Here is a 13,158-nt window from a genome sequence, read left to right on the forward strand (position 1 = left end):
ACAGGAAAATATGACAGCAAAATAGAAGTAAAGATAGTGATGGCATTGTGAGGGAGGAAAATGATTTGAATTGGAATACGAGAGTGACAGAATTATTAAATATTAAATACCCAATTATTCAAGGAGGATTAGCTCACCTGGCATATTCAGATTTAGCTGCAGCAGTATCAAATGCAGGGGGGTTAGGACAAGTAACAGCGATGTCATTAGAAAGTCCGGATGCGTTAAAGAAAGAAATTCGTAAGGTAAAGAAATTGACAAGTCGTCCATTCGGCGTGAATTTTGCCATTGGTCAGCACGGAAGACTGTTCTCTCACTATTTAGATATCGCAATTGAAGAGGAGGTTCCTGTTATTACGATGACAGGCGGCAATCCTGCTCCGATTTTTGAACAATTAAAGGGTGTCAATGTGAAGAAGCTCGTTCTTGTAGCTGCAAAAAGACAGGCTGTGAAAGCAGAAGAGTTAGGTGCAGATGCAGTCATGGTCGTTGGGCAGGAAGGCGGTGGACATCTAGGAAAAGACGATGTAGGAACCTTTGTTTTAACACCTCAAGTTGTTGATGCTGTTTCAATACCTGTCATTGCATCTGGCGGAATAGGCGATGGCAGAGGCTTAATGGCAGCACTAGGTCTCGGTGCGGAAGGAATTGAAATGGGGACAAGATTTATCGCTACAAAGGAGTGTGTTCATGCCTCAGAAGTTTATAAGAGGAGATTGACAGAGGGAAGTGAAAAAGATACGGTTATCATAAAAAAATCGATTGGAGCACCTGCTAGGGTCATAGCGAATTCATGGACAGATAAAATTTTAGAAATTGAAAAGAACCATGGAGGCTATGAGCAACTAAAGGACTTAATAAGCGGGCAGGCTAACAAAAGATTTGCTAACGAAGGGAGAGAGGAAGAGGGATTTGCTTGGGCGGGTCAAGTTATGGGACTCATAAAAGATGTTCCGACCGTTCAAGAATTATTTGATAGGATAATTTCGGAAAGCGAAGCCATTCGCAAAAAATGGTCCATATAATTAAATGACAGCATGATGAGGTGACAGAAATGGAATACCAGTATCCAATTGACCCAGATTGGTCAACAGAAGAAATCATAGATGTGATTCATTACTTTCAGCAAGTAGAAGAGGCATATGGCAAAGGAGTCAATCGTGAGCAATTTTTGAATGCTTATAGAAGATTTAAGGAAATCGTGCCAGGGAAAGCTCAAGAGCGAAATATTTGTAATGAATTTGAAGAAGTGAGCGGCTTTTCAGCCTATCGGACGTTAAAAATGGTAAAGGAATTAGAAACAGGTTTAGTCGTAAAGATGCGGAAATAATCTATTTTAGGCAAGAAGTTTTAGACCATACAGAACTATTTGCTGATCTGTATGGTCTAGCTAAAATGGGCTGCTATTCTCGTTTAATATAATTTATAAAGGGGTAATAATGTTTTAAAAACAGATTCTGCTTTTTCGAGAAAGCTTTCAGAAGTCATTTCAATAGCTTCATTTCTAGGAATATGTAATCCGCATAAAATCTCCGCCTTCTTTACCTGCTGCAGCCGAATAAACAACGATTGCAATTCTTCTTCCGTCATTTCACCGTGTGCTTTTGCAGATGGCTTCATATGATCACCAGACCAAACAAAGTTTGTTGGAATTTGCTTATAAATATAACCTAAGTTTTTTTCTAATTTCTTGCCAAAATCCTCTTTATTAGGAGCTTCATATATGAGGGCAAACCAAATAAATACATGTGTGTCCCAAAGTCCTATTTGAAAATGAGGAAGCATCTTATAACCTCTAGAATTACTTGCAAATGCTACCCAAGTATCTTTTGGAGGGTTTACTGTACGCCGGGCATGTTTAGCTACATGTGGATAGATTTCATCCCCTGTCTCAACAGTTAGCATCGGGGCAAAGTGTTTTCCTAAGTCCTCTAGTTTTGGACGAATATGAGTAATTAAGGCATCCATCCGACTTTCGAGCCCTTCAATTTTAAAGACATCAAAATCTGTATGTGTAAAACCTGAAAATGACATTAGTTTCCTCCTACAAAGCTTTTCAAATATTTTAGCATACGGGAAACTAAACCTGAACTGTCAAGCTCCGGATTAGAAATATATCAATTAGGTATACACACAAATTTGTTGCATCTAACTCAAAATCCTCATATTATATTAATAAAAATAATCAGAATAGTTAAACGGAAAATTTGAAAGGGGTGATTTTTGATGAAAAAACTGGTTAATACAGTTAAAAATCAAGTAGTTGAAAAGGAAAGAACGGCCGTGCTGAGGTTGGAGTTAGATTATGAACTTGCGACTTTATTTGATGCTATGAATGAAAATAATGAGGACTTAAAATTAAAAAGCAAACAAAGATTAGAAAAAATAAGGCAAGAACTTCTGCGACTGAAAGCACTATAAATTGACTGACGAGTTAAAGGAGAAAGAAATTAGAAAATGTATATTGAAATAAGACTGAGCCAATAAGAACGAACTCCATCAAAAAATATAGGGAGTTCGTTTTGTTTTTTTGTATGTTAACAGAAAATGTTGAAATTTTGATTGGAGCGGAAGGCACGAGACTTCTACAGGAGAGCAAGTCAACGGGAGACCTCGCAGGAGCGATCTTCGTCGAGGGGGCTTCCGGACCGCCCGCGGAAATCGAGTGCCTGTAGCGGAATTTAACAGTAACGCAGAGCATTATTTATTAAAATAAATAGGTTTCTCTCTGTTGTGAAAGGCTAAAGCTTGAAGTGCCATTCTTTTTCCATTAAGCTATTATTAAAATATTCCTGTTGGCGTAAAAGTTGAAAAAGCCGGGATCATGCGGAGGGTTCAAATAATGAATTGGACAGAATTAAATGAACAGGCGAAGGCATGGATAAAAGAAGCGGGCGAAAATATTAAAAGGAGCTTCAACAAAACACTAGTCATCCAAACAAAAACAAATGCCAATGATTTAGTCACAGATATTGATAAAGGAACGGAGCAATTTTTTATTAAAAAAATTAAAGCAAAATACCCACATCACAAAATTCTTGGCGAAGAAGGATTTGGCGACGATGTAGATAATATGAATGGTATTGTTTGGATCATTGATCCAATTGATGGGACGACGAACTTTATTCATCAGCAAAGAAATTTCGCCATTTCCATTGGAATATACGAAGATGGAATTGGAAAAATTGGACTCATTTATGATGTCGTGCATAATGAGCTATATCATTCGTTAAAGGGAAACGGTGTATATTTAAATGATCTACAGCTCCTTCCACTTGCAGAAGTAGCTGTATCGGAAGCGATAATCGGAATGAATGCAACATGGGTAACGAAAAATAAACGCATTGATCCGTCCATATTATCACCTTTAGTGAGCGATGCTAGAGGAACGCGTTCTTACGGTTCAGCAGCATTAGAAATGGCCTATATAGCTGCAGGTAGACTGGATGCATATATTACGCTGAGATTAGCCCCATGGGACATTGCTGCAGGAATAATCATCGTGGAAGAGCTTGGAGGCGTGGCGACAAATTTGCGGGGAGAGCCTTTAAATCTCCTTGAGAAAAATACGATCTTTATATCAAAGCCAGGGCTTCACAAAGAAATCTTGGCAAAATATTTGAAAAATGGAAAATGGTAAAAAAAATGACCGTCAATCATTCTGGCGGTCATTTTTATTGCTTATAATAAATTATTTTCCCTCATTTTCTTTTTCGTTTTAAATCCGAATCCCATTACGAGAACTAATAAAATAATTGCACTCAATATCCCTAATAAACTTCTTTCTGCTATAGCTACTCCAATTCCCATCATGCATAGTGCAGCGGCAAAGGCAAAAGCTAATAACGGCCATTTAATTTGTTTCATGAAAGCTAACCTCCCATTTTGGGTGTCTATTCCATTTTTGAATAAATATTTTCTATTCTAATATTTATTTTACACAAAAACGTTTTAAGTTTCCACTTTATTTGTGATATAATGTTTCAGTTGTAGATAAGGACAAAAAAATTGATGATATTAATCTGTTAAATACAGGTAGGAGGAACTTACTTGAAACTTAGAGAAGACATACGTAATATTGCGATCATTGCACACGTAGACCATGGAAAAACAACTATGGTTGACCAGCTTTTAAAACAGGCTGGAACTTTCAGATCTAATGAACATGTTGAAGAACGTGCGATGGATTCAAATGACATTGAAAGAGAGCGCGGAATTACTATTTTAGCCAAAAATACGGCTATTCAATATAAAGATACAAGAATTAACATCCTAGATACTCCAGGGCACGCAGACTTTGGTGGGGAAGTAGAGCGAATCATGAAAATGGTTGATGGCGTTCTGCTTATTGTGGATGCTTATGAAGGGTGCATGCCACAAACACGCTTCGTTTTAAAGAAAGCTTTGGAACAAAATTTAACTCCAATTGTGGTGGTTAATAAAATTGACCGCGATTTTGCTCGTCCTGAAGAAGTTATTGATGAAGTGTTAGATTTATTTATTGAGCTTGAAGCGAATGAAGAACAGCTAGAGTTCCCAGTCATCTATGCATCAGGCATTAATGGTACAGCGAGCACAGATCCGTCTAAACAAGATGAGAATATGCAGGCACTTTATGATGCAATCGTCAATCATATTCCAGCGCCAGTAGATAATCGCGATGAAGCTTTACAATTCCAAGTATCATTACTTGATTATAATGATTATGTCGGTAGAATTGGTATTGGACGTGTTTTCCGAGGAACGATTAAAGTTGGCCAGCAAGTGGCTTTAATGAAATTAGATGGCTCCGTGAAACAATTTCGTGTAACGAAAATATTTGGGTTCTTTGGCTTAAAGCGTCAGGAAATTGAAGAAGCTTTTGCAGGAGATTTAATTGCGTTATCGGGAATGGAAGATATTAACGTTGGTGAGACAGTATGCCCTATTGAGCATCAAGAGGCATTACCTGTTCTTCATATTGATGAGCCAACTTTACAAATGACTTTCCTTGTTAATAATAGCCCATTTGCAGGGAGAGAAGGAAAATATCTCACTGCAAGAAAAGTAGAGGAAAGATTGCGTGCACAGTTGCAAACAGATGTAAGTCTTCGTGTTGATAATACAGACTCTCCTGATGCATGGATCGTATCCGGACGTGGGGAACTGCATTTATCTATTCTCATTGAGAATATGCGTCGTGAAGGTTATGAACTGCAGGTTTCAAAGCCAGAAGTTATTGTAAGAGAAATTGATGGTGTTCGTTGTGAGCCAGTTGAACGGGTACAAATTGATGTGCCTGAAGAACATACAGGAGCCATTATGGAGTCAATTGGTGCAAGAAAAGGCGAAATGCTTGATATGATTAATAATGGTAGTGGGCAAGTACGGTTAATTTTTAATGTGCCAGCCCGTGGTCTTATCGGTTACTCAACAGAGTTTCTTACGATGACACGCGGTTATGGGATTATCAATCATACTTTCGATAGCTATCAGCCAATGGCACAAGGTCAGGTTGGCGGAAGACGTCAAGGTGTTCTTGTCTCAATGGAGAGCGGAAAGACGTCTACTTATGGTATTATGCAAGTAGAAGACCGAGGAACGATTTTTGTTGAACCAGGAATTGAAATTTACGAAGGTATGATCGTTGGGGAGCATAATCGTGAAAATGATCTTACTGTAAATATTACGAAAGTTAAACAAGCAACTAATGTTCGTTCAGCAACGAAAGATCAAACGACGACGATGAAAAAGCCGCGTATTATGACACTTGAAGAAGCATTAGAATATTTAAATGAAGATGAATATTGCGAAGTGACACCTGAGTCGATCCGTCTCCGTAAAAAGATTCTTGATAAAAACGAACGTGAAAGAATGGCGAAGAAGAAAAAATATGCGGAAATGAGCTAAGAGGTTTCCTCGAAGGGAAGGGGGAGTAGTTGGGAATTGGTTGATGTAAATGAACGCTTATCTTTTTTTGCTGCATTATTTAAAGTACAAGAAAACTCTGATCTCGGCATGTGGCTCTTATATTTGACGATTATTGCGCTTTGCATTATCGTGTTTAAACTTGGGTTTGCTAAAAAGTTGCCAATTGCAAAATCAATGATTATTTATCTCTTTCTTATTTTAGGATGTACAGTGTTAACCTTTTTCGCCGTGTTCCTTCCGATTACTGAAGGACTAGTTGTCGCCGCGTTAATATTAATTATTTATAAAATCCGGCTTCATCAGTCCAAAAAGCAGGAAGGAAAACAAATGTAGGTTGGGGATGACAAAATGAAATCATTGCAGGATACGTTGTATAATTGGCTAACGATTAAAATTGTCAGTTTGGAGCGACCGGATGATACGGCAGCAGTTGAAACAGAAGAAATGTTTGCTGCTATGCTGAGGGATGAACACGAGCTTTCAAATATTGAAATAGAGAAAGATGACGTAATGTATTACGTTCATTATGATCAAAACGGTGAAAGAAAAAAATCCCGCTTTCCGAGAGAGCTTATTGAAGTAATGTTGAATCAAATAAATTCTGAGCCTGAAAAATATGTGAATTACCCAGAAGACTAAAAAAGAGGGAGACGATTGTCTCCCTCTTTACTTTTCACCATTCATCTTCTTCTACCTTACTTTGATATAATTTAAAGTTCCCTGTCTCGATTCTCTTTTGGGTTTTTTCTGTAATTCTTGATGAACACTCTTTGCACATATAAGTATGAATCGGACGGTTTCTTAGCCTTTTTGCTTGAAATGATTGATCTTCAATCGCTTCAATTTTATCACATAAAACACATTTTACTTTCATTTTCGACACCTCATATAAAAAACATGATTATTTTCATGACTATATATAATTATATATGATAGGTAGCTTCCTTTCGACTTTCTTTTTATTAAGGTTAATTTGTAATAGTTGAAAGTTAAGGATAAGCATACTATGATGAAGGATAAAGGAGTGATAATTATGGCAAATCAAGTAGAGCCTAAGCTAATTAAACCACTTATGGATGCTTTGCAGCAAGAACGGTTTGTAACATTGGCTACGATTGATCATGAAACAGGTGGACCGAATGTTAGTGCCATTTCATGGGTGCTGGCTAAAAATGACGAAACTATTTATTTTGCCGTTGATAATCGGTCAAGAATTGTTCAAAACATTAATAATAACAAACAGGCTGTTATTAATTTAATTGCCAATGAATCTACATATTCCATAAGTGGGAATGCCTCAGTAAAGGAAGAAAAATTAGAGGGTGTTCCACTAAAGCTTGCCCTAATAGAAGTTGTTATTAACGAAGTACGAGATGTGATGTTTTACGGTTCAAAAATTGTTGCTGAACCACAATATGATAAAACGTATGATAAAAATGCGGCTACGCGCTTAGATAAACAAGTAATGGATGCAATGAAAAAAGCTTAGTCCACTCGACTAAGCTTTTTTCATTGCTAATCAAACTTATTTCTATCTTTTAAATGGTTTGATTGCTCTTCCTGTTGATTTTCGAGCTTTTGCTGTTCAGATGGATTGAGCTTCTTTTTTGGTACTTCTGGCGCATTTCTAGGAGTTGGTTCAATAATGTCGGCTGGTACTTCTGGCATGAGCCGGCCTGCTATATCTGCTAATTCATCCATTATGCCTCGAATTGGCTTACCATCCCGTATGTCGCCCGCAATTTCTCTTAAGCGTGCATTCATATCCGGATCAGCAACAATAATTGCTCTTGCACCATCAGGGTCATGCTTCAAACTTTCCGCGACTGAATATTTAATTGCCCCAACCTCTGATCTTTCTAATTTATCATTTACATCGATACCTACAATGGCATATCTTCCTAACACGACTGCTGTTGCGTCATTTACATTAGGAATGCTCGTTGCAAGATTGACTAAGCGTGCAGCAATTTGCTGCCCAGTTGTTCGATTCACCTCCTGAATCGCACTATTTTTTACATTAACTAAGTTTTGTTTTTGGCTAGGCTTTTCCTGACTTTGATTGTTCATTCCAGTACAACCTGTCATAAAAATTATTGCTAGTACAAATGGGCACCATTTCTTCAACGTTATCATCTCCTATGTAAAGGCTGATTTTCTGAATGTGGGTGATGAATTCCAGAGAAACACAGGTTTTTTAAAGGATTCATTATCGATTATTGTGCAATTTTTCGTCTATCTTTATTCTGAAAAACATATATTTAAGCAAAGTTCCATTCGTTCCACTGTTTTGATACTTAAGAGGAGCAGGAGGCATAAGATTGAGTAAAATATATGTGTTAGATACAAACGTCTTGTTACAAGACCCTCATTCGATTTTTTCTTTTGAAGAAAATGAAGTAGTTATTCCAGCCGTTGTGCTAGAGGAAGTGGATTCAAAGAAAAGATATATGGATGAAATCGGCAGGAATGCAAGACATGTATCAAGACTGATTGACAGCTTTAGAGGTAATGGAAAACTTCATGAACGAATTCCTCTTGAAAATGGCGGAAGCTTGCGAATTGAATTAAACCATCGCTCATTTCAGCAACTACAGGATATTTTTATTGAAAAAACGAACGATAATCGAATATTGGCAGTAGCAAAAAATCTTTCTTTAGAAGAAGAAACGAAAGAAGATGGAAAAACAGTCATTTTAGTTAGTAAAGATGCACTCGTAAGGGTTAAGGCTGATGCAATCGGACTATTAAGTGAAGATTATCTAAGTGATCGAGTGATTGAGAATGATCATGTTTACACAGGATTTTTAGAAGTGTATACGGCGAAGGAAACGATCGATCGTTATTATGAAAAGGGTGAAATCCAGGCTTCGGAAATCGTTACCTTTCCATTGTTTCCAAATCAATTTCTTGTTATGAAGGATGCCTTAGGATCTTCAGCTTCAGCGATTGGAATTGTAGATAAATCCCGGAAAAAATTAAAGAAGCTCATATTTGATTACGACCATATATGGGGGATCAAACCGAGAAATGTACAGCAAACAGCCGCTTTCGAGCTTTTATTAAGAAAGGACCTTCCGCTTGTCACGTTAACAGGAAAGGCAGGAACAGGAAAAACGCTTCTTGCTTTGGCATCGGGTCTATTACAGACAGAAGATCATGGAGCATACAAAAAACTTCTTGTAGCACGTCCGATTGTACCGGTAGGAAAAGATATAGGATTTCTTCCTGGAGAAAAAGAGGAAAAGCTCAGACCGTGGATGCAGCCCATCTATGACAACTTAGAATATTTATTTAACGTAAAAAAGCCTGGAGAATTGGATGCTATTTTGGCAGGAATGGGTTCGATTGAAGTGGAAGCATTAACTTATATTCGAGGCAGAAGTATTCCAGATCAATATATCATTATTGACGAAGCACAAAACTTAACAAAACATGAGGTCAAAACAATTCTTACACGTGTAGGGGAAGGAAGCAAAATTGTCTTAATGGGAGACCCTGAACAAATAGACCATCCTTATTTAGATGCTTATAACAATGGATTGACATACGTGGTTGAGAGGTTTAAAGACCAAATGATTGCCGGTCATGTGAAGCTGATTAAAGGGGAAAGGTCCGGACTTGCTCAATTGGCGGCTGATCTTCTTTAGAGGGCAAAAGGGGCGAAAGTGCTCGCCCCTTTCCGGGACTTACTGAATTTTAAATGCCTTTACTTTTTTAATCGGTTGATGCTTATTACTTCCGTCTCCAAAATATACATGGACAGGCCCATCTTCTTTTAAAGGTTTTCCGTTAATCGAGAAACCAAGGATAATTTTTGTAGCATCACGTAGTGGCAAGCTGATTTCTCCCTCATCTTCGCAATATATAATAAGGGTAGTAGCGTTCTCATTCGGCTCAGCATTTTTGATAAATGGCGCCAAGGGGATACCGAAAGTTCCATTCAGCACTTTTTCTTTTTCGAATTTCTTTTCTGTTTTTAATGTTGGAGGAAAAACAGCCCCCTCCATAATTTCTCTATCCCAATGCTTAGAAATTGACCTCGTATATTCCTCCAATCCATCACTTGAATTTTTTTCTGATTCAAAATATGATAATAAATCGACTCGTCTGTCATCAAAAATCCATACTCCAGGATCGAGCGTAATTGCATATTTTACATTTCCACTTAATAAAATAATATTTTCCATATGAATTCCTCCAAAAGGGCAAAAAACTTCACTTCAAAGGTAAGTATACAGATTATTAATTGAATTGTCATACATACACCCAAATGTTAGAATTAAATTCTAATTTTAAACCAAAATATTAAGAAAATGTTTGGGGGAAGTTCTCTTGACATGTCAAACCAGTGATGAATTGCAGTCTATTATAAATGAAGTTCATTCTTTAGCAGAAGAGGGGAAAGTGGCTGATTATATTCCAGCTCTAGCAAAAGCAAATAAGCAGGACCTCGCTGTTACCATTTACAAAAGCAATAATGAGTGTCTCTATGCAGGTTCTTATACAAAAAAATTCACTTTGCAAAGTATCTCAAAAGTGCTCGTTTTAGCACTTGCCCTGCAAGATCGTGGAATTGATTACGTATTTAAAAGAGTAGGTATGGAGCCAACCGGGGACCCATTTAATTCGATTTCCAAACTTGAAACGTCTATCCCGTCAAAACCATTAAATCCAATGATTAATGCCGGAGCACTTGCGGTTACAAATATGATTAAAGGAGAAAGTTTGCATGAGAAATGGGCGAGAATCCTTAATTTCGTGCAATGTTTATCAAAAAAGAATCTTACATATGACATAGAAGTTGCAAATTCAGAGCTTGAAACAGCATGGCTAAATCGGTCACTCTGCTATTTTATGAAACAGCATCAAGTGATCACTGGTGATGTAGAGGAACTAATGATGCTTTACACGAAGCAATGCGCAATTGAAATGGATTGCTTTGATTTAGCAAGGATCGGGGCGGTATTCGCATTAAATGGAATGGATCCTGAAACTGGAGAGAGGCTTTTGCCAATACAAATTGCAAGGATTTGCAAAACCTTTATGGTCACTTGCGGAATGTATAACGCATCAGGTGAATTTGCAATTAAAGTAGGGATACCGGCGAAGAGCGGTGTATCAGGCGGAATTCTTGCCGTTGTACCAGATCAATACGGAATTGGTGTATTTGGCCCGTCTCTAGATGAGAAGGGTAACAGCATAGCCGGTATTAAATTGCTAGAGGAACTCGCAAAACGATTTGATTTTAGTATATTTTAAACGTATGCAACCCTCATTATTTCTTGCTTTTTTCTTATCTTGAGTTTAAAATTTATAGATAGGATGATCGCTCGGAAATGGGGGATTGAAGTTGGCTTCAGAAATGATTATCGATCACAAGGAAAGAGCTAATGCCTTATTAAAGGCTGATGCTGCTAAAATATTAAAACTTATTAAAGTCCAGATGGACAATCTTACTATGCCGCAATGCCCTTTATACGAAGAGGTACTTGATACGCAAATGTTTGGGTTGTCTCGGGAAATAGATTTTGCCGTTCGTCTCGGCTTAATTGAACAAAAGGAAGGAAAAGCAATCTTGGCAGAATTAGAAAAGGAACTTTCAATTCTTCATGATGCTTCTGTAAGAAAATAAAATTGAAAAGCGTAAGCGCCTTCGGAACAATTACGGAACAAATTGTTCCTGCGGTGACTATTCTAAGAAGCTTTCATTGTCCTTCTGCATTGTCGACACTAGTACGTCCTGTACGTGTAGCTAGACATCATTAAATAAAAAAACTCAAACAATCTTTATTGATTGTTTGAGTTTTTTTATAATTACATTAAGCGGCTAAAAATGTATGTGAAAAATAGAAGTTGTTTAATAAATTTATTAAATAGTATAACATAATTATAGATTTTTCATAAATAGTGTGTTACATTTAAAACAACTTTTCTTCCATGCAGGTATTTTAACGCTTTAGTCGAATAAAAAACTTTACATTGAAGATAAGGGAAGAGGATGGATGTTCAAAAAAATCTTAAAATCATATGATTATTCTTTAATTATTGCTGTAGTACTTTTATCTATTTTTGGCTTAATTATGGTTTACAGTGCAAGCATGGTTTGGGCTGTACAGCGCTATGGGTATGAAAGCGATCATTTTTATGATAAGCAAAAGCTTAATTTAATAATTGCTGGAATAGCCTTTGTTATTATGGCATTATTCCCATATAAAGCGATGCTAAGCAATAAAATTCTTGTGCCAATGGTATTTCTTTCATTAATCGGCTTGTTTGCTTTATTTATTTTTGGACATGCTGCGGGAAATGCGCAAAGCTGGTTTAAATTGGGGGCTCGAAACCTTCAGCCATCTGAATTCGTCAAGCTGACTGTAATTATTTATTTGTCAGCTGTTTATGCAAAGAAACAATCGTATATTAATGAATTCAACAAAGGGGTCGTTCCACCGCTCGTTTATTTATTTCTTGCTTGCTTGTTTGTAGCAATCCAGCCTGACTTTGGAACAGCAGGGATTATTTTTGTCATTGCAGTGATGATTATTTTCGCTTCTGGCATGAGTTATAAAAATATTTTTAAGTTAGGTTTTACTGGAGTATTGATTGTTTTGCCCATAGCACTTATTATGAAAGATAAAATATTCACGAATGTTCGTATTGGGCGGCTTGTGGCATTTCAAGATCCATTTGAAACCGAATTTGGCTACCATTTAGTTAATTCATATTTGGCATTAGGAGCAGGCGGGCTTAAAGGGTTAGGTTTAGGTCATAGCATTCAAAAGCTAGGATACTTACCTGAGGCACATACTGATTTCATTATGGCTGTAATTGCCGAAGAATTAGGTGCTTTTGGTGTATGTTTCGTCTTACTGCTTCTCGGTTATATCGTTCTGCGGGGATTATACATTGGATTAAAATGTAAAGATCCTTTTGGCAGTTTACTAGCGATAGGGATTTCTAGTATGATAGGCATTCAATCCTTTATTAATCTAGCGGGAATTTCTGGGGTTATACCATTAACTGGAGTACCGTTGCCTTTTATTAGCTATGGGGGATCATCACTCCTGCAGCTTTCCCTTGCAATGGGAATTCTTGTTAATGTGTCAATGTTCGTCACGTATGAAAAGAAATATAAAGGTACCTCTAATAAGGTAAAGCAGGAGCCTATTCATAATGATACAAATCGAGTTCTTAACTTCCGTAAATAAGTGTCAGTCATTTCTGCACTTACAATATATTCAATTGCAA

The 13,158-nt window shown here is 37.1% G+C and carries 17 protein-coding genes; 12 read left to right on the forward strand and 5 right to left on the reverse strand.

What is annotated here, in order from left to right:
- Positions 1 to 65: 65 nt before the first annotated feature.
- Positions 66 to 1,025 carry an NAD(P)H-dependent flavin oxidoreductase gene (locus F7731_RS07020; protein ID WP_151534050.1) on the forward strand — a complete coding sequence of 320 codons (960 nt, stop codon included), beginning with the start codon at positions 66 to 68 and terminating at the stop codon, positions 1,023 to 1,025.
- 29 nt (positions 1,026 to 1,054) lie between these two features.
- The gene (locus F7731_RS07025; RefSeq protein ID WP_151534051.1) at positions 1,055 to 1,330 is read left to right on the forward strand and encodes a UPF0223 family protein; all 276 of its coding nucleotides are present in this window, start codon (positions 1,055 to 1,057) and stop codon (positions 1,328 to 1,330) included.
- Between the two features lie 83 nt (positions 1,331 to 1,413).
- Here F7731_RS07025 and F7731_RS07030 read toward each other — a convergent pair whose 3' ends face one another.
- Positions 1,414 to 2,034, reverse strand: coding sequence for a YktB family protein (locus tag F7731_RS07030; RefSeq protein WP_151534052.1), 621 nt, complete (start codon positions 2,032 to 2,034; stop codon positions 1,414 to 1,416).
- A 192-nt stretch (positions 2,035 to 2,226) separates the two neighbouring features.
- Here F7731_RS07030 and F7731_RS07035 point away from each other — a divergent pair, with 192 nt between their 5' ends.
- Complete coding sequence (locus F7731_RS07035) at positions 2,227 to 2,421, forward strand: hypothetical protein (protein ID WP_151534053.1); 195 nt, start codon at positions 2,227 to 2,229, stop codon at positions 2,419 to 2,421.
- A gap of 421 nt (positions 2,422 to 2,842) precedes the next feature.
- Entirely contained in the window at positions 2,843 to 3,640 is a 798-nt protein-coding gene (locus F7731_RS07040) for an inositol monophosphatase family protein (RefSeq protein WP_281352234.1), read from the forward strand.
- A gap of 41 nt (positions 3,641 to 3,681) precedes the next feature.
- Here the strand turns inward: F7731_RS07040 and F7731_RS07045 are convergent, their stop codons facing one another.
- Entirely contained in the window at positions 3,682 to 3,867 is a 186-nt protein-coding gene (locus tag F7731_RS07045; RefSeq protein ID WP_151534054.1) for a YlaF family protein, read from the reverse strand.
- 183 nt (positions 3,868 to 4,050) lie between these two features.
- Here F7731_RS07045 and typA point away from each other — a divergent pair, with 183 nt between their 5' ends.
- Genes typA through F7731_RS07060 form a run of 3 tightly spaced genes read left to right on the forward strand, consistent with a single transcriptional unit; the run spans position 4,051 to position 6,549 of the window.
- On the forward strand, positions 4,051 to 5,889 hold the full coding sequence (gene typA / locus F7731_RS07050; protein WP_151534055.1) for a translational GTPase TypA: 1,839 nt from the start codon (positions 4,051 to 4,053) through the stop codon (positions 5,887 to 5,889).
- Between the two features lie 36 nt (positions 5,890 to 5,925).
- The gene (locus tag F7731_RS07055; RefSeq protein WP_151534056.1) at positions 5,926 to 6,243 is read left to right on the forward strand and encodes a YlaH-like family protein; all 318 of its coding nucleotides are present in this window, start codon (positions 5,926 to 5,928) and stop codon (positions 6,241 to 6,243) included.
- A gap of 15 nt (positions 6,244 to 6,258) precedes the next feature.
- Positions 6,259 to 6,549, forward strand: coding sequence for a hypothetical protein (locus tag F7731_RS07060; RefSeq protein WP_151534057.1), 291 nt, complete (start codon positions 6,259 to 6,261; stop codon positions 6,547 to 6,549).
- Positions 6,550 to 6,583: 34 nt separating this feature from the next.
- Here the strand turns inward: F7731_RS07060 and F7731_RS07065 are convergent, their stop codons facing one another.
- Complete coding sequence (locus F7731_RS07065; protein WP_151534058.1) at positions 6,584 to 6,784, reverse strand: YlaI family protein; 201 nt, start codon at positions 6,782 to 6,784, stop codon at positions 6,584 to 6,586.
- A 159-nt stretch (positions 6,785 to 6,943) separates the two neighbouring features.
- Between F7731_RS07065 and F7731_RS07070 the strand changes: the two genes are divergently transcribed.
- Positions 6,944 to 7,399 (forward strand): pyridoxamine 5'-phosphate oxidase family protein, encoded by a 456-nt coding sequence (locus F7731_RS07070; RefSeq protein ID WP_151534059.1) that lies wholly within the window; start codon positions 6,944 to 6,946, stop codon positions 7,397 to 7,399.
- A 26-nt stretch (positions 7,400 to 7,425) separates the two neighbouring features.
- Here F7731_RS07070 and F7731_RS07075 read toward each other — a convergent pair whose 3' ends face one another.
- Positions 7,426 to 7,980 (reverse strand): YhcN/YlaJ family sporulation lipoprotein, encoded by a 555-nt coding sequence (locus F7731_RS07075; RefSeq protein WP_425481991.1) that lies wholly within the window; start codon positions 7,978 to 7,980, stop codon positions 7,426 to 7,428.
- Between the two features lie 251 nt (positions 7,981 to 8,231).
- Here F7731_RS07075 and F7731_RS07080 point away from each other — a divergent pair, with 251 nt between their 5' ends.
- On the forward strand, positions 8,232 to 9,560 hold the full coding sequence (locus tag F7731_RS07080; protein WP_151534061.1) for a PhoH family protein: 1,329 nt from the start codon (positions 8,232 to 8,234) through the stop codon (positions 9,558 to 9,560).
- A 39-nt stretch (positions 9,561 to 9,599) separates the two neighbouring features.
- Here the strand turns inward: F7731_RS07080 and F7731_RS07085 are convergent, their stop codons facing one another.
- Positions 9,600 to 10,100: a peptidyl-prolyl cis-trans isomerase gene (locus F7731_RS07085; RefSeq protein WP_151534062.1), complete on the reverse strand. Its 501-nt coding sequence runs from the start codon at positions 10,098 to 10,100 to the stop codon at positions 9,600 to 9,602.
- 145 nt (positions 10,101 to 10,245) lie between these two features.
- Between F7731_RS07085 and glsA the strand changes: the two genes are divergently transcribed.
- The 3 genes from glsA (at position 10,246) to F7731_RS07100 (ending at position 13,118) form a co-directional block, all read left to right on the forward strand.
- Positions 10,246 to 11,172 (forward strand): glutaminase A, encoded by a 927-nt coding sequence (glsA, locus tag F7731_RS07090; RefSeq protein WP_151534063.1) that lies wholly within the window; start codon positions 10,246 to 10,248, stop codon positions 11,170 to 11,172.
- Positions 11,173 to 11,263: 91 nt separating this feature from the next.
- Positions 11,264 to 11,545, forward strand: a complete 282-nt coding sequence (locus F7731_RS07095; protein ID WP_151534064.1) for an Fpa/YlaN family protein — start codon at positions 11,264 to 11,266, stop codon at positions 11,543 to 11,545.
- 370 nt (positions 11,546 to 11,915) lie between these two features.
- A complete protein-coding gene (locus F7731_RS07100; RefSeq protein WP_151534065.1) occupies positions 11,916 to 13,118 on the forward strand; it encodes an FtsW/RodA/SpoVE family cell cycle protein in 1,203 nt (400 codons plus the stop codon).
- Positions 13,119 to 13,158 lie beyond the last annotated feature (40 nt).

The organism is Cytobacillus depressus, from assembly GCF_008923245.1.
In the GTDB taxonomy this organism is placed as follows: Bacteria; Bacillota; Bacilli; order Bacillales; family Cytobacillaceae; genus Cytobacillus; species Cytobacillus depressus.